Source organism: Burkholderia arboris, assembly GCF_902499125.1.
In the GTDB taxonomy this organism is placed as follows: domain Bacteria; phylum Pseudomonadota; class Gammaproteobacteria; order Burkholderiales; family Burkholderiaceae; genus Burkholderia; species Burkholderia arboris.
The window spans coordinates 70959-87284 of the sequence record NZ_CABVPX010000011.1; the positions used below are offsets into that span (position 1 = coordinate 70959).

14 protein-coding genes are annotated in these 16326 nt (G+C 70.1%); 4 read left to right on the forward strand and 10 right to left on the reverse strand.

Going from position 1 to position 16326, the window contains the following annotated elements:
- Positions 1 to 50: 50 nt before the first annotated feature.
- The 7 genes from BLA15945_RS15450 to BLA15945_RS15480 all read right to left on the reverse strand — a co-directional run bounded on the left by BLA15945_RS15450 (position 51) and on the right by BLA15945_RS15480 (position 8315).
- Positions 51 to 1391 (reverse strand): serine hydrolase domain-containing protein, encoded by a 1341-nt coding sequence (locus tag BLA15945_RS15450; protein WP_174992825.1) that lies wholly within the window; start codon positions 1389 to 1391, stop codon positions 51 to 53.
- Between the two features lie 47 nt (positions 1392 to 1438).
- Positions 1439 to 1849: a BON domain-containing protein gene (locus BLA15945_RS15455; RefSeq protein WP_174992826.1), complete on the reverse strand. Its 411-nt coding sequence runs from the start codon at positions 1847 to 1849 to the stop codon at positions 1439 to 1441.
- Between the two features lie 39 nt (positions 1850 to 1888).
- Positions 1889 to 2947 (reverse strand): porin, encoded by a 1059-nt coding sequence (locus BLA15945_RS15460; protein WP_174992827.1) that lies wholly within the window; start codon positions 2945 to 2947, stop codon positions 1889 to 1891.
- Positions 2948 to 3057: 110 nt separating this feature from the next.
- A complete protein-coding gene (locus tag BLA15945_RS15465) occupies positions 3058 to 4356 on the reverse strand; it encodes an MFS transporter (RefSeq protein ID WP_059237531.1) in 1299 nt (432 codons plus the stop codon).
- A 44-nt stretch (positions 4357 to 4400) separates the two neighbouring features.
- Entirely contained in the window at positions 4401 to 5564 is a 1164-nt protein-coding gene (locus BLA15945_RS15470) for a CaiB/BaiF CoA transferase family protein (protein ID WP_407045104.1), read from the reverse strand.
- Positions 5561 to 6748 (reverse strand): acyl-CoA dehydrogenase family protein, encoded by a 1188-nt coding sequence (locus BLA15945_RS15475; RefSeq protein WP_174992828.1) that lies wholly within the window; start codon positions 6746 to 6748, stop codon positions 5561 to 5563. Before BLA15945_RS15475 ends, BLA15945_RS15470 begins: the two co-directional genes overlap by 4 nt.
- Positions 6749 to 6761: 13 nt before the next feature.
- Positions 6762 to 8315, reverse strand: a complete 1554-nt coding sequence (locus BLA15945_RS15480; protein ID WP_059237533.1) for an AMP-binding protein — start codon at positions 8313 to 8315, stop codon at positions 6762 to 6764.
- 101 nt (positions 8316 to 8416) lie between these two features.
- Here BLA15945_RS15480 and BLA15945_RS15485 point away from each other — a divergent pair, with 101 nt between their 5' ends.
- Both BLA15945_RS15485 and BLA15945_RS15490 read left to right on the forward strand, forming a co-directional pair.
- Positions 8417 to 9307 (forward strand): LysR family transcriptional regulator, encoded by an 891-nt coding sequence (locus BLA15945_RS15485; RefSeq protein WP_059237534.1) that lies wholly within the window; start codon positions 8417 to 8419, stop codon positions 9305 to 9307.
- Positions 9308 to 9452: 145 nt separating this feature from the next.
- Positions 9453 to 10790, forward strand: a complete 1338-nt coding sequence (locus tag BLA15945_RS15490; RefSeq protein WP_174992829.1) for an MFS transporter — start codon at positions 9453 to 9455, stop codon at positions 10788 to 10790.
- A gap of 11 nt (positions 10791 to 10801) precedes the next feature.
- On the opposite strand, the gene BLA15945_RS15495 is transcribed toward BLA15945_RS15490, so the two are convergent.
- Together BLA15945_RS15495 and BLA15945_RS15500 are read right to left on the reverse strand one after the other, a co-directional pair.
- On the reverse strand, positions 10802 to 11812 hold the full coding sequence (locus tag BLA15945_RS15495) for a 3-hydroxybutyryl-CoA dehydrogenase (RefSeq protein WP_174992830.1): 1011 nt from the start codon (positions 11810 to 11812) through the stop codon (positions 10802 to 10804).
- A complete protein-coding gene (locus tag BLA15945_RS15500) occupies positions 11809 to 12915 on the reverse strand; it encodes an NAD/NADP-dependent octopine/nopaline dehydrogenase family protein (RefSeq protein ID WP_059237537.1) in 1107 nt (368 codons plus the stop codon). The genes BLA15945_RS15495 and BLA15945_RS15500 overlap by 4 nt, the downstream gene beginning before the upstream one ends.
- Before the next feature lie 149 nt (positions 12916 to 13064).
- Between BLA15945_RS15500 and BLA15945_RS15505 the strand changes: the two genes are divergently transcribed.
- Together BLA15945_RS15505 and BLA15945_RS15510 are read left to right on the forward strand one after the other, a co-directional pair.
- Entirely contained in the window at positions 13065 to 14039 is a 975-nt protein-coding gene (locus BLA15945_RS15505) for an AraC family transcriptional regulator (RefSeq protein WP_174992831.1), read from the forward strand.
- On the forward strand, positions 14036 to 15073 hold the full coding sequence (locus BLA15945_RS15510) for a LysR family transcriptional regulator (protein WP_174992832.1): 1038 nt from the start codon (positions 14036 to 14038) through the stop codon (positions 15071 to 15073). Before BLA15945_RS15505 ends, BLA15945_RS15510 begins: the two co-directional genes overlap by 4 nt.
- Positions 15074 to 15099: 26 nt before the next feature.
- Here BLA15945_RS15510 and BLA15945_RS15515 read toward each other — a convergent pair whose 3' ends face one another.
- Positions 15100 to 16218: a porin gene (locus BLA15945_RS15515; protein ID WP_174992833.1), complete on the reverse strand. Its 1119-nt coding sequence runs from the start codon at positions 16216 to 16218 to the stop codon at positions 15100 to 15102.
- Positions 16219 to 16326: the final 108 nt, after the last annotated feature.

A 16326-nucleotide genomic window follows, 5' to 3' on the forward strand; every position in this document is an offset into this window, starting at 1 on the left:
GCACGGGCACGGGTGCGGGTGCGGGTGCGGGTGCGGGTGCTGCGGGTACGTTACCGCAACCGCTCGGCGAGCGCGCGCGCAACCATGCTCAGCGCGTCGCCGCGTTCGAGCGCGGCGCGCGGCCGGGCGGCGTCGCCGTGCGCATCGAGCGCACGCGGCGCGAAGTCCGGCGACGACGAGAACTTGACGATCGTCAGCGCGGACTTCGGATCGACGAGGATCGACTGGCCGAAGCGCCCCGCCGCCGCGAACGAGCCGTCGCCGTCGTTCACCTGATACCAGTAGTCACGATACGCATAACCGTCCTTGCCGGGCACGACGTTGCCCTTCGCGAACAGCGCCGCGTTGTGCGCTGGCTGCAGCGCGGCGCGAATCGTCGCGGCGGGCAGCGTGCCCGGCGCACCGCCGAGCCCGGTGCGCACGCGTTCCGCGAAGCGCGCGGCATCGCGCAGCGTCGTATACAGCCCGCCGCTCGCCATCGCCATCGCGTTGCGGTCCACGGCGACGTATGCATCGTCTTCCGCGAAATCGCGCCACAGCCACCGCTCGACCAGCGCGCTCCACGACTGCCCCGTCGCGCGCTGCATCGCCCACGCGACGGCTTCCGGCGAGCCGTTCTGGTAGAACCACATGCTGCCCGGCGCCACCTCCGGCACGCGCTGCACGGTCCGCAGGAACTCGACGATGCTGGCCGGCGCGCCTTCGCGGTGCGGCACCAGCCCGACCGCGCCGAACAGGCCGAGATCGGGCGGGATACCCGGCGTATAGGCAGTCGGCACTTCCATGTCGAGGTTCTGCTGCAGCGTTGCACTGCCGAACGGCGTGTCGGCCAGTTCCGTCACCGTGCGCGACAACGGCGCGCCTGCGTCGAGCACGCCGGATTCGATCATCTGCGCGGCGAGCAGCCCCGTCACCGATTTCGTCATCGACGCCCATGCGTGCGTCTGGTCGGGCCGGAATCCGTCGAAATAGCGCTCGTAGACGATCCGGCCGCGCTGCAACACGATGAAGCCGTCGGTATGCGTCGCGCGCAAATACGCGTCGAGCGTCAGCGTTTCGCCGCCGATCGTCAGGGGCAGCGCGTCGAGACCGGGCGCCGGCTGCTCGGGCAGCGGCATCGGCGCGGCCGCGTGCCGGATGCCGGCCGTCGGCGCGAGCAGCCGCGTGTTGCTCAACGCCCAGCGCAGGCTGGCCGGCGTGAACGCGTTTTGCTTGTTGACGAGCTGGTCGGCCGGTGGCGGGAAGCCCTGCATCATGCCCGCAGGCGCCGCGCCATGGGTCGGCGCGGCCGGTGCAGCGGTCGCGGCGAGCGCGAGCCCGCCCGCCAGCATGAAAGTGCTGGCAAGCCGGCGGCTGCGTCGGGTCGCTGTAATGCGTCGATGAATTCGCATCGAGTCATGCCTCGTAGTGGAAAGGAATCGGGCGATGCGCCCGGACATTACGGCTGCTGGCCGTCGATACGCAACAGGTTCGACACCGACGTTACGCCGTCGACGCCCCGCGCGACCATCGCCGCAAGCGCCACCTGCGACGTATCCATGACCGAGCCCGACAGCGTCACGCTGCCGTCGCGTACGCGCACGAGGATGCGCGTCACGTTCAGGTTTTTCGTACGGGCCAACGCCGTGCTGACGCGACGCTTCAGCTTGCGATCGGCCGCCTTGCGTTGCGACGGCGACAGGCCGGCCGGTGCCGGCGCTTGCGCTTGTGCGGATTCCTGCGCCACCGGAGCCACCGGAGCCGCCGAAGAGGGAGCCGCCGCACTCGCGGCATCGGGTTGCGCGCAGGCGGTGATGCTCCAGCACGCTGCCATCAGCAGCGCTGTAGCCAGTCGGAATGAAGTACGCATGATCGGATCACGCTCCTTGAAAGCCGTTGATAGGAAACCTCAGAACTGCGTCATCAGCCCGATCGACACACCGGTCGTCGCACTCGCGCCGCGCCGCAGGTTCAATGCCGCGATCGTCGACGGGTCACGCATGTAGGCGCCGGTCATCCCGTTGCGGTCGACTTCGACATACAGCTCGGTGCGCTTCGACAGGAAGTACTCGGCGATCGCATAGGTCGTCAGCTTGTGGCCGTCCGCGCCCGACACGTTGCCGAGGTTGCGCGCGCGGTCGTAGAACGCGGCCGCGCTCAGCTGCAGCGAAGGCAGCGGCTGCACGACGACGCCGAACGACGGGATGTCGTCGCGCCGCGACGGCGCACCGGCCTTGTTCGCCCGCACGTTCAGCGACGCATAGCTCAGGTAGAAGCGCGCGCGGCCGAGTTGCAGCGTGCCGCCCGCCTGGATCGTCTGCGCGGATTGCGAGCCGTCAGGGCTGTACGTCTTCGCATACGACACGCCGCCCATCAGGTCCGAATACGTGTACATCGCGGCCGTCGAATAGCTGGTGCCCGCATGCGCGCTGCCCGCGACGCCGCCGGGCGAATAGTTCGCGCCGAACCGCAGCCCGCCCACCTGCCCCAGATACTTGACCATGTTGTTGAAGCGCGAATCGAGCGTGAAGAAGTTGCCGTCGAACAGCACGCCCGGCTCGACCGCGAGCGACTGCCCGCGCCCGCCGAGCGGATCGAGCGCGATGCCGAGATCCTCCGCGACGTTGAACTGGCGGCCGAGCGTCACGCGGCCGAAATCGCCGGTGAGGCCGACATACGCGGCCTGCGAGAACAGCGTGCCGGACGTCTTCATCGCGCCGGTGCCGCTGTTGAATGCGCCGTCGAGCACGAACAGCGCCTTCAGCCCGTTGCCGAGATCCTCCCGGCCGCGAATGCCGAACTCGTTGCCCGCGATGATGTTGTTGTTGAAGCCGACCTGGCTGCCGCCCGGCAGCCCGTTGACCCAGCGCACGCCGCCGCCGATCCGGCCGAACAGCGTCACGCTCGACTGCGCATGCGCGCTCCCGCACAGCGCGCCGACCAGCGCCGCCGCGATCATTTTCTTCATGTCTCCTCCTGCCGCGTCGTCGCGCGGCGTATCGTGGTGCTGCTACCGTCGAAAGGCGCCGCCCGGCAAGCAGGCCGCACGCCGAAAGCGATGTGACGCGATGCGCGGTGCTAGCGGCCGCACGCGCCGACCGGCGGCGCGGCGTGTTCCGCGTCACCGGCGAGGCGCCGCAGCGAGCGCTGCGGATCGAGGCACCAGGCGCCGAGCGCGCCGCAGGCGATCAGCACGACGCCGCATACGATGCTGGCCTGTTCGAAGCCGTGCGCGACCGACGCGCCGGCCCCCTCGATCAGCATCCCGGTAATGACCGGCGCGCCGAGGCCTGCGAGCGATGCGAAGCCGTTGCTGAGTGCGAGCACGCCGCCGCGTTGCGCGTCCGGCGTCACTTCGGCGAGCATCGCGGGGCCGATCGAGTACATCGTCAGCGTCAGCCCGCTGCCGAGCGTCAGCAGCACGAGCTTCGCCGCGCGCGGCATCTCCGGTACCGGCAGCAGGGCCAGCATCGCGCCGGCGATCGCGAGCGTAACCGCGATGAACGTGCCGCGCCCGTGCCGAGACGGCATCCCGCGTGCGAGCAGCGTTTGCGACAGCCACGCGAGCGCGAGGCTGAGCGGCGACGTGACCGCGACGAACAGCGCGAACATCCGGCCGGCCTCGTGCGGCCCGAAGCCGAGCCCGAGCTGCAGGTAGGTCGGCATCCACGTGAGCGTCATCGCGAGAATCCAGTTCGCCGCGAAGTGGCCGAGGAAGTTGCCGAGCACCGTGCGGTCGGTCAGCAGCCGCCCGTACGGCACGCGGTCGCCGCCGGCCGTGCGTGGTGCCCGCGACAGCGTGCCCTCCTCGCCGACCACGGCCCACGCGATGCACCACACCACCCCGAGCAGCGCCAGCACCGCGAAATTCGCGCGCCAGCCCCAGTGCGACGTGATGACCGGGATCGAGAGCCCCGCGATCAGCAGGCCGAGCGCGCTGCCCTGGTGCAGCAGCGCGACGGGGAGGTTGCGCCGCGTATCGGGAAACCACTTGTAGATCGCGTGCGTCGCGACCGGCGACGCGGGCCCTTCGCCGATGCCGAGCAGCACGCGGCACGCGATGACGACCCAGATCGAGCTTGCGACGAGCATCGGCAGTTGCAGCAGCGCCCACGCGGCCGCCATCGCGAACAGCAGCCATTTCGCGGGCCAGCGGTTCGCGGCGATGCCGCCCGCGACCGCCGCGACCGCGAACAGCCAGTTGAGGCTGCCGCCGATCACGCCGAACTGCGTCGGGCTCAGATGCAGGTCGCGCATCATCGGCACCGACACGAGGCCGAGCACGACCTTGTCGAGAAAATTCACCAGCATCATCAACGCGAGCATCGTCGCGATGGACCACGCCCGTCCGGGGCGGTATTGCGCGCCATTCGTCATGGCTGTCTCCTGTTTCGTTGTCGTGGGCGGCCGGGTGCGTCGCGCTACCCGCCACCGTGCTCGCCGGGTGCCGGCACATGGTCATCGCCGTCCGGCAAGCCGAGCGAGAACTTCACCGGGAAGCGCACCGCGAGCGTGTGGTCTGCCGCCACCTCGCGCGCGACGCCGCGTGCCCGCACGTGCGGGTCGTCGAATACCTCGCCGGCCACCGGCACGCGCGACACCGGCAAACCGAGCGCGCCGAGCACGCGCATCCAGCCGTCCAGCGTGCGGGTCTCGAACGTCGCGCGCAGCAACGCGCCGAGTTCGTGTCGATGCGCCTGCCGGCCCGCGCGCTGCGCATAGCGCGGGTCGCGCAGCGCCGGATACGCATCGCCGAGCGCATCGGCGAACGCGGCCCAGAACTTGTCCTCGAACGTCGCGAGCACGATGTGCCGCCCGTCTGCGGTTTCGAACAGGTCGTTGTCGGGCATCACCCAGCGTGCGGTGTCGGGCGTATCGCGGCCCGTGCGCAGTGCCCACGCGGCCGGGGCGGTCCACGCGAACATCGCGTCGTGGATCGACACGTCGAGGTGCTGGCCGGCCCCGTTCGCGCGTGCGCTCATCACGGCAACCGCGAGCGCGAGCGCCGCATGCATGGCGGCCGCATGATCGGCGAGCCGCACGCGCGGCCGTGCAACGGCGTCATGCAGTTGCGCGGGCACCGACCAGTAGCCGGCATCGGCCAGAAAGTTCAGGTCGTGGCCGGGGCGATTCGCATACGGGCCGTCCTGCCCGTAGCCGGTGATCGAACACAGCACGACGCGCGGGTTCGCACGGGCCAGCGCCGCGTAATCGAGCCCGAGCCGCGCCATCACGCCCGGCCGGTTACCTTCGACCACCGCATCGGCATCGCGCACGAGATCGAGAAAGCGCGCGCGGCCGTCGGGCGTCTTCAGATCGAGCACGATCGAGCGCTTGCCGCGGTTGAACTGCGCGAACGTGTCGGCGCCGAACTGCCGCAACGTGTCGCCGCCCGGCGGCTCGACCTTGATCACGTCGGCGCCGAGCTGGCGCAGCAGCGCGCACGCATGCGGCCCCGGCAGCAACTGCCCGGCATCGATGATCCGCACGCCGCGCAGGCACGACCAGGCGGGCGCGTGGCCGTCGCCGGCCGGCCACGCGTCGGGCAGGTCGCATGCGCCTTCCATGTCATCGCGAGCCGTCATGCTTCGCGCCCCGCGCCGGACGGTTCGAGAATCGCCTTCGCGATCGCGTTGCGCTGGATTTCGCTCGTGCCGGTCAGGATCCGGAACATCCGCAGCTTGCGGAACGTCTGCTCGACCGGGTGGCCGCGCGTCACGCCGACGTTGCCGTGAATCTGCACCGCCTTGTCCGCCACCTCGAAGCAGCGCTCCGACACGTACAGCTTGCACGCCGATGCCGTCATTCGCAGGTCCGCGCCCGCTTCGGCCAGCGCGGCCGTGTGCGCGATCATGCTTTCGCACGCCCACAGCGCGGCGGCCATGTCGGCGAGCATGTGCTGGATCGCCTGGAAGCGCGCGATCGGCCCGCCGAACTGCCGGCGCGTGCGCGCATGATCGAGCGACGCACGATACGCGGCCATCGCGAGGCCGAGCATCGTCGGGCAATGCAGCAGCCGGTTCACGTTGATGCGCGACATGCCGAGCCGGAAGCCGTTGCCGACGCCGCCGAACACGTTCTCGCGCGGCACGCGCACGTCGACGAAACGGATATCCGCGTCGATGTGCTGGCCCGACATCGGCACGTACTCGTGCTCGACGCTCACGCCGGGCAGGTCGAGATCGACGAGCACGGCGGTGATCTGCGGCGGCGTCGTGGTCGCATCGGTCACGCACATCACGATCGCGAAATCGGCGAACGGCGCGCCGCTGATGTAGTGCTTCGAGCCGTTGATGACGAGCGAATCGCCGTCCTCGACCGCCGTCGTGCGGATGCTCATCGCGTCCGAGCCCGAGTGCGGCTCGGTCAGCGCGAAGCACGTCGACTTCTCGCCGCGCATCACCGGTTTGAAATAGCGTTCGAGTTGCGCGGGCGTCGCGTACTTCAGCATGTTGCCGATGCGCGGCGGCCCGCCGAGTTCGCCGAGCACGTGCGGCGCGAGGGCCGCGCCGCATGCGGCCAGGTCGGCCTTCAGCGCGCACACCTCGGCGATCGACAGCCCCTGTCCGCCGATCTCGACGGGCAGGCTCGCGGTGTAGAAGCCGAGCGCGGCCGAGCGTTGCCACACGCGGCGCAATACGTCGCGCGGCCACACGTCTTCCGAGTCGAGCCGCAGCTCGCGCTCGATCGGGCGCAGTTCGTCGTCGACGAAGCGCAGCACGGCCGCGCGCAGCGCGACGAATTCGGGGCGTTGCAGATGATCGAACATGGTGGTGTCTCCTTCAGTTGACGCGGCGCGCGACGCCGTGCCAGTACTGCTCGCGTACGAGCTTGCGGGCGATCTTGCCGCTGGCGTTCTTCGGCAGCTCCGCGACGAAATCGACGGCGCGCGGCAGCTTGTAGTCGGCGAGCAGCGCGCGGCAATGCGCGACAAGATCGGCGGCCTGCGCGTCGCGGCCGGGTTTCAGCACGACGACGGCCTTCACGGCCTCGCCCCACTTTTCGTCGGGCACGCCCACCACGCACGCCTCGAGCACGTCCGCGTGCCGGTACAGCGTCGCCTCGACTTCCGTCGGGTACACGTTGAAGCCGCCCGAAATGATCATGTCGTTCTTGCGGTCGACGAGGTAGATGAAGCCTTCGTCGTCGGTGCGCGCGAGATCGCCCGTATGCAGCCAGCCGTCGACCAGTACCTCGCGCGTCAGCTCCGGCGCGTTCCAGTACCCCTGGAACACGTCCGCGCCGCGAATCACGATCTCGCCGATCGCGTCGCCGTCGACTTCGCGCCCGTTCGCGTCGACGACACGCACCTCCGTCTCGCCGAGCGGCCGGCCGCACGACGCGAGCCGCGCATGATCGGACAGCAGCGCGTATGCATGATCGGCGATGCTGAGACGCGTGACGCCCGACGTCGACTCGCTGGCGCCATAGCCCTGCGACAGCACCGGGCCGATGCGCGACCACGCCTCCTCGATGCGCGCCGGCGCCATCGGCGCCGCGCCGTAGCCCAGCACCTTCAGGCTGCGCAGGTCGGCGTGCACGAGGTCCGGCTCGTTCAGCACCATGTTGATCATCGCCGGCACCATGAACGCGTGCGTGATGCGCAACCGCGCCACGTCGGCGAGAAAGCGCGCGGGCTCGAATGCGTCGAACAGCACGAGCGTCGCGCCGCAGAACAGGTACGGCTGCATCAGCATGCCCGACGCGTGCGTGATCGGGCCGATCAGCGCGAGCCGGTCGCCGGGCTGCGCGGGGCGGTCCATGCCCAGCACGATCTTGCGCAGCGACGCGAGCCGGTTGCCGTAGCTCTGCATCGCGGCCTTGATGCGCCCCGTCGAGCCGGACGAGAAATGCAGCACCGCGAGATCGTCGATGGCCGGCGCGTAGTCGGGCGTCGCGCTGCTGCCCTGCGCGAGCAGCGTTTCGTAATCGAGGTAGCCTTCGGTCACGCCGTCGATCGACACGAACCGCTCCACCGACGCGAAGCCCGGCGAGTCCGGTGTGTAATGCGTATAGCCGCGGCCGCCGATGAACGCGACGGGCGTGCAGTTGCCGACGACGTCGGCCGCCTCGGCCGCCGTGAAGCGCGGATTCAGCGCGGCCTTCACGAGGCCGGCCTTGTACAGCGCGCACTCGATCTCGACGAGTTCGATGGTGTTGCGGGCCTGCACGGCAATCCGCTCGCCGGGCGCGAAACCCAGCCCGCGCAACGCATTCGCGAGGCGGGTCGAACGCTCGTCGAGCTGGCGGTACGTGACGGCGCGGTCGCGATGCAGCACGGCGGGCTGGTCGCCCCAGTAACGGGCCGCGCGCCGCAGGAAGTAGGCGAAGCTCAAGCGAATTCTCCTGGTCGAACAATGCCGCCAGTCTGTAAGATGCACAGGCATCACCACAATGCATCATTGGCTATAAAATCATAACTCATTGGAATTCCCTGATGGATACGCGCGATCTGGAATACCTGCTGGCCGTCGAACGGCACGGCAGCGTCGGCAAGGCTGCCGACGCGTTGGGCCTGTCGCAGCCGGCGCTCACCAAGGCCATGCAGCGGCTGGAGACGCAGGTCGGCGTGACGCTGTTCGAGCGAACCGCGAGCGGCATGACGCCGACGCCGGCCGGTGCGCGGTTCGTCGCGCGCGCGCAGCGGATCGCGCTCGAATTCGACGATGCGATGCAGGAGATGCGCGCGATCCGCGGCGGCGAGCAGGGCGTCGTGCGGATCGGCTACTCGCCGACCGTGCCGACCGCGCTGGTGCTCGGCGCGTGCCGGCAACTGATCGGCGAACGGCCGGCCGCGAAGCTGCGGCTGCGCTGCCGGCTCGCGCGCGAGTTGCTCGATCTGCTCGCGGCCGGCGAGCTCGATCTCGTCGTGGCGCCCGCACCGATTCAGCCTGACGCGACGCTCGTGCGCGTCGAGCTGTTCAGCGACCGCCTGTCGGTGCTCGCCGACGAAGCGCATCCGCTGCAGCGCAAGCGCAGCCTCACGCTCGCCGATCTCGTCGACCAGGAATGGCTGCTGCCCGAAACGACGCTGCCCGTGCGGCGCCAGATCGACGACGCGTTCCGCGCGCGCGGCCTGCCCGGCCCACGCCTGCGAGTCGAAACGGATTTCGGCAGCACGTCGCTGCTGCACCTGCTGCGCGGCACGCCGCTGCTGTGCGTCGGCGGGACCGAGGCGCTCGATCAGCTCAACGGACTGCGCGCGCTCGACCTGCTGCCCGGCGAACTCGACCTCGGACGGCGCATCGCCGCGATGCATCGGGCGGGCGCGTACCTGCCGCCGCTGGTGCAACGCATCGTCGCGCTGCTGCAGGCGCGCGTGAAATAGCCGCCCGCACCTGCCGCGACCATCATTTGCGGGAGTGATGACACTCCCCTTTTTCTGCGGATTTGACCGGGAAGGCGGTGCCGACAACACTAGCCCGCAGTGCCGCACAGACGGCGCGTGCCCGCCTCCCCCTTCAGAGTCCGCCATGTACCCGACCGACACCGTGCAATCCCCGAGCGCCGCCCGGCCGCTCGCCGACCGGCAACTGCGCCGGATCGTCATCGCTTCCGTCGCCGGCAACGCGATGGAGTGGTATGACTTTTTCGTGTACGGCACGGCCGCGGCGCTGGTGTTCGGCCACGTGTTCTTTCCGCCCGGGGCCTCGCCGCTCGCGGGCAGCCTCGCCGCGTTCGCGGCATTCGCGCTCGGCTTCGTCGCGCGGCCGCTCGGCGGGATCGTGTTCGGCCACGTCGGCGATCGCTACGGGCGCAAGGCGTCGCTCGTGTGGACCCTGCTGATCATGGGCGCGTCGACCTTCGCAATCGGCCTCCTGCCGACCTACGCGCAGGTCGGCCTGTGGGCGCCGGCGGCGCTCGTCGTGCTGCGCCTGCTGCAGGGCGTCGCATCCGGCGGCGAATGGGGCGGCGGCGTGCTGATGATCAGCGAGAACGCGCCGCCCCAGCAGCGCGGCTATTACGCCGCCTGGAGCCAGCTCGGCGTGGGCGGCGGCTTCGTGCTGTCGTCGGCCGCGTTCCTCGCCGCGCAGGCGCTGCCGGACGACGCGTTCCGCACGTGGGGCTGGCGGCTGCCGTTCCTCGCGAGCATCGTCATCTTCGCGATCGGCATTTATATCCGCCGCCACCTGCCGGAAAGCCGCGACTTCGAGCAGGCCGGCAAGCGCGGCAAGCATGCGCATCTGCCGATCGTCGAGTGCATCCGCCGTCACCCGAAGGAAATCCTGCTCGCGATGGGGCTGCGCGTGGCCGAGAACGGCGGCGCGTACATCTTCCTTGCGTTCTCGCTCGTCTACGGCAAGTACGTCGGCATTCCGAACGGCGTGATGCTGACCGGCGTGATGATCGCGATGATCGTCGAGATGGGCGCGATGCTCGCCTGGGGCAGGCTGTCCGACCGGATCGGCCGCAAGCCCGTGTACCTGATCGGCGCGCTGAGCCTCGTCGCCTGTGCGTTTCCGTTCTTCTGGCTGCTCGATACGCGCGTGACGCCGCTCGTGTGGCTCGCGCTGACGGTCGGCACGGCCGTCAGCCACGGCGCGATGATCGGCACGCTGCCCGCGCTCGTCGGCGAGCTGTTCAGCACCGAGGTGCGCTACTCGGGCGTCGCGCTCGGGCACGAAGTCGCATCGATCTTCGCGGGCGGGATGTCGCCGCTGATCGCGACCGCGCTGCTCGCGCGCTATCACGCGTCGTGGCCCGTGTCGCTGTTCCTCGTCGCGCTCGGCCTCGTCACGGTCGCCACGCTGTGCGTGATGCGCGAGACGCGCACCACGCACGCCGACGGTTCGCGCGGCGACGCCGCATGACCGGGCGACGGTCAGCGCCCGGCGGCGTGCCGCGCGCTGTCGAACGCCGGTGCAAGCCCCAGGTGATCGAGCAGCCGCGCGAATTCGCCGAGCCGCTGTCGCATGTACGCGGGCACGTCGACGTCCGCATAGTCATGGAAGCCGGTGCCCGTGCGCACGCCGTCGCGGCCGGCTTCCATGTTGCGTACGACGCTCGCGGCCGGTGCGAAGCGCGGGCCGATCTCGCCGGCCAGGTACGTCGACGCGTAGTACAGGATGTCGCAACCGCCCCAGTCGATGAATTCGAGCAGCCCGAGCACCGCGAAACGCGGCCCGAAGCCGGTACGGATCGCCGTGTCGATATCCTCGGCGCTTGCGACGCCCTCCTCGACCATCCGCGCGGCTTCGTTCATCGCGAGCGCCTGGATGCGCGGCACGATATAGCCGGGCGCCGGCCCGCAGATCACCGGCTGCTTGCCGACGCGTTCGAGCAACGCGGCGAGTGCGTCGACGATGGCTTGATCCGTCGCAGCGCTGCGGCTGATCTCGACGAGCGGCATCAGCAGCGCGGGATTCAGCCAGTGTGCGTTCAGCATCCGCTCGGGGTGCGTGACATGACGCTGCAGCTCGGTGACGACGAACGTCGACGTGGTCGACGCGATGGTGGCGCGCGCATCGACGTGTTCGCCAAGCCAGCGCAGCGCCCCGGCTTTCGCATCGAGCACTTCGGGCAGCGCTTCGAACACGATATCGGCGTCGCGCACCGCGTCTGCCGCGCCGCCGTACGAGACGAGCGCGATGCGTGCGACGACAGCGTCGGCCTGCGCGGCATCGATGCGGCCGTGCGCGATCTGCGCGTGCAGCGGCCGCACCATCTCGTCACGGGTCCGCGCGTCGAATGCCTGCCAGCCCGCCGCGTCGCGCGGCTTGAAGTCGATCAGCGTCACGTCGAGGCCCGCAAACGCGAACACGAGTGCGATCCCCTGCCCCATGCGTCCCGCACCGAGCACATGGATGCGCGTCACATCGGCGGCCGCCTTCATGCCGAGTACCCCGCGTCGAGCAGCGCGCGCAGCGCATCCTTCGACAGCGCCGCCAGCCCGAGCCGCTCCAGCGTGCGCCCTTCCGCATACAGCTCGCGCACCGCGACCGCGCTCGCGATGCTCAGCAGCCCCTGCGCGACCGGCGTCGGCACGCCGGCCCAGCGCCCGCACGACACGATGAACGACAGCCCGAGCCGGGTGTCTTCGAGCATGTAGCGATGCGTACGCAGATCGATCTTCTCGCGCCAGTCGCCGCTATCGGTCAGCTTGCCGTGCGCGCCGCGCCCGTACATCCACTCGTCGCCTTCGGTCGCGTAGTGATCGGCGAGCGGGAAATGCGGCGCACGGTAGCCAAGCGCTTCGCGCACCGCGATGCGTTCGGCGTCGAGCGCATTCGTCACGCGGCGGATCGACGGTTGCGTGCCTTCGTGATGGATATCCCACGCATCGAAGTGTTCGAGCGGCCCCGCGTTCATCAGGATCAGCGGCGGATGGATCACCGGGCCCGCGTTCATCAGCGCGCCGGACAACGCATCCTCGACCGGCTCGACCGACGGATAGCCCGCGCGCAGCACGTCGAACGCCCAGCCGGCCGCGCTCGCCGGAAACACGCCGGTCGGCAACCGCGTCGCGTATGCGCTGATCACGACCTCGTTGTCGCCATGCTTGCGCACGAGGTACGGCAGCGTGCCCGTTTCGGCGAACGCGACACGCGAACGGTTGCCGGCGTCGGCCGCCGCACGCGCGAACACGATGCTGCCGAACGTGCCGGGCGGCAGGAACACGACCTGCCCGTCCTCCAGCAGCGGCGCAACCTGCGCGGCGAGCGCATCGTGCGACGTGGCCGGCAGCGGCACCACGACGAGCTGCGCGCCGCGCAGCGCGGCCGCGAGATCGTCGGTCAGGCGGATCGCGCCGGGTGCGTCGCCGAGCGGCACCGTCCGCTTGCCGCGACAGTCGGTCACGTTCAACACGCCCAGCTCGCGCAGGCGCGCGTGCGGCTCGCGGTCGCGCCGCCACCACGTCACGTCATGGCCTTTTTCGAGCAGGTCGATCGCCGCCGCATGGCAGCCGTGGCCGCCGCCCAGAACACATGCCTTCATCGTTTTCTCCCGGTGATTGAGTGTTTCCGAGACTACGCGGCCGCCCTCGCCGCGTCGCTTCAAAACGCGCAACGACACGCCCGTTCGCGCAACGCAATCGCGGCGCGGCGCATGGCGCCGCGCCCCTGCATCCGCTACGAGGCCTATCAATGGACATCGCACTTTCCCGCCATGCGCCGAACCGGCTCGGCACGCTGCAGGCGCCCGACGAAGTCGAACGCGCGGTCGCACACCGGCTCGGGCCGCACCGGATGGCCGCTCACGGCCGCGATCCGTTTCATGCGGAGCTGTACGAAGTGCCGCTGCACCACGGCGCGCTGCTCGAACTCTGCTACGGCCGCGAAACGCGCATCGATTTCGGCGACGATGCCGATCACTTCCTGTTCAGGCTGACGCTCGCGGGTGCATGCGAGCTTCAGGCCGGCAGCGTCGTCGCATGCGCAGGCCCCGGCGAGCTGACCGTGTCGTCGCCCGCGCTCGCGAGCCGCCTGCGCACGAGCCCCGATTGCCGCAACCTCGTACTGCGGCTCGAACGCGGCGCGCTCGAACGCAAGCTGCAGGACATGCTGCAGGCGACACTCACGCGGCCGCTGCAGTTCGATCTCGCAGCCGGCGGCGCAGGCGCAGGCGCCGCGTTCGTGCTGCCGACCTTCGAATACCTGTGCCGCCTCGGCGCGCAGCCGGGCATCGGCACGGCCTCGCCGGTGTTCGGCGCGGACCTCAGCGCGTGGCTGATGTCGCTGCTGCTCACGCACCTGCCGCACGCGTACAGCGACGCGCTCGCACGCGGCACGCCGCCCTTGCCGGCGCACGTGCGCCGCGCGTGCGACCACGTCGACGCGCATCTCGGCGAACCGCTCGCGCTCGCCGCGCTCGCAACGGTCGCGGGTGTCGCGCCGCGCACGCTGCAGCACGCGTTCCGCGCGTTCCTGCACACCACGCCGGCCGCGTACGTGCGCGAGCGCCGGCTCGCCGCGGTGCACGCGGCGCTGCAACGCGGCGACGCGCACAGCGTGACCGACGTGCTGATCGCGCACGGCATCCACGGCTTCGGCCATTTCGCGAAGGCATATGCGCGGCGTTACGGCCACGCGCCTTCCGTCACCGCGAGGCAGACACGATGACGCATCCCGCAACCGGCCGCCCCGCGGCCCCGGCCCGCGCCGAACCTTCAACGAAGGAGGCCGACTCATCCGACGGCCTGCGCGTGCAGGATCTCGATCTCAACCTGTTGAAGACGTTTCGCGCGGTCTACGAGGAGCGGCACGTCGGCCGCGCGGCGTTGCGGCTCGGCGTCACGCAGCCGTCCGTCAGCCACGCGCTCGGCCGGCTGCGGCTGATGTTCCGCGACGCGCTGTTCGTGCGCACCGGCACCGGCGTGGAGCCGACGCCGCGTGCGCAGCGGCTCGCGATCTCGGTCGACAAGGCGCTTGCGATCCTGCAGGACGTGCTCGACGAAGGCTCGCGCTTCACGCCCGACAGCACGCAGCGCGTGTTCCGCCTGCACATGAGCGATTTCGCGGCGAGCGCATTCCTGCCGACGCTGCTCGCCGCGTTCGACCGGCGCGCGCCGGGTGCGGTGATCGAGACGCTGCACGTCGACGAATGCCAGCTCAACGTCGCGCTCGAATCGGGGCGCATCGATTTCGCGCTCGGGCATTTCGCCGATGCATCGAGCCACTTCCAGCGCACCGCACTGCTGCACGAACGTTGCGTGCTGCTGATGCCGCGCCGCACCGCCCAGCGTGTCGGCTTGCCCGACGATTTCGTGCTCGACGGCGCGACACCCGACACCCTGCGCTTCGTCGCGGTCACGTCGCATCCGCAGTCGATGCAACTGCTCGAACGGCACGAACTGATGCCGCGCGTGCGCGCGGCGCTGCCCGATTTCATGGTGGTGCCCGCATTGCTGCAGGACGGCGACTACGCGCTGATCCTGCCGGAGACGATCGCGATCACGTTCGCCGCGCGGCAGCCGTGCGTGCTGTACGAGATCGCTGGCGCTTGCGAATGGGCCGTCAATGCGTACTGGCACCGGCGCTTCGACGCGGACCCCGGCCACCGCTGGCTGCGCGCGCTGCTGCTCGAACTGTTCAATATCGGCGAGCAGGCGCCGTTCGACGCATGGCTCGCCCCGCAGCCGCCCGCCTGCGCGTAGCGGCGCAAGCGGGCCCGCCGACACACCTAGAACGACGTGAGGATGCCCGCGACGATCGAGCTCGCGGTCGCGCCCGGCTTGGCGACCGCGACGCCGCCGCCCGCCGCGCCGTTGACGACGAAGCGCGCATGCGCGCCGTTGCGCACCATCGCGGCGCCCGTGTACAGCACCGTGCGCTTCGACAGCGGATAGTCGAAGCGGATGCCGTACGAATCGGCGTTGCCGTCGCTGTCCGCGATCTTCCGGTAGTGACCGACGCTCAGCAGCAGCGACGCGCGCCCGATCGGCACCGTCGCGCTCAGCTCCACGACGTCGCTGTGCGGATACGCGCTCTGGCTGTCGATCGCGGTCGCGACGTCGGGGCCGCCGCGATGGCGCATGTACAGCGCGGCGACCTTCACGACGTTGAAGTCGTACGAGATCGCGCCGAGCGTGTAGTTGCCGTTTGCGGCCGGGCTCGTGTCGCCGAGCGCGGACGCCGCCACCGGGCTGAACTTCTGCTGCATGTAGTCGACGTCGACCGACAGGCCGCCGCGCACGTAGTTGATGCCCGCGCCATACGTATCGCCGAGCGTCGCCGGCTGTCCGGCCGCGCCGTTGGTGCCGCGCGCGGCCATCGCGCGCAGCAGGAAGCCCGCGTAGCGCGGCGACGTGTAGCGCATCGAGTTGCGCACGCGCAGGAACGCCGGCCCGACGAAGTTGTTGGTCGCGTTGCCCCATGCGAGCCCCGCGCCGAGGCCCGGCAGGCTGTACGTGACGAGCGTCGTATGCACGATCGTGTAGAGCTCGCCGAACTGCACGCCGCCGAACGGCCCCGTGATGCCGACCCACGCTTCGCGGCCGAACAGCGCGCTGCTGTTCGACAGCGCACCGCTGCCCGCGTTGAAGCCGTCCTCGAGCTTGAAGATCGTCGCGTAGCCGCCGCCGAGATCCTCGACGCCCTTCAACCCCCACTGCGACGCCCACAGGTTGCCGCTGCCCATGCGCGTCACGTGGCTCGGCCCGGCGTTCGCGTATTCGATCGCGGTGTCGATGCGGCCGTAGAGCGTCACGCTCGATTGCGCGGCCGCCGGCAGTGCGATGCACGCAAGCAGCGCGACAAGCGGTACGGCAAGCCGGTCGGCCCGCCCGTTCGGTTGGTTCATGTTCGTCGTCCCGTAGAAGTGCCGGCGCCGTTCGGCGTCGCGCCGCGTGGTGTGAAGCGCGTTCGCCACAGGGGGCCAACGCTGCCGATAAAAAACGGGCCGAGTCTA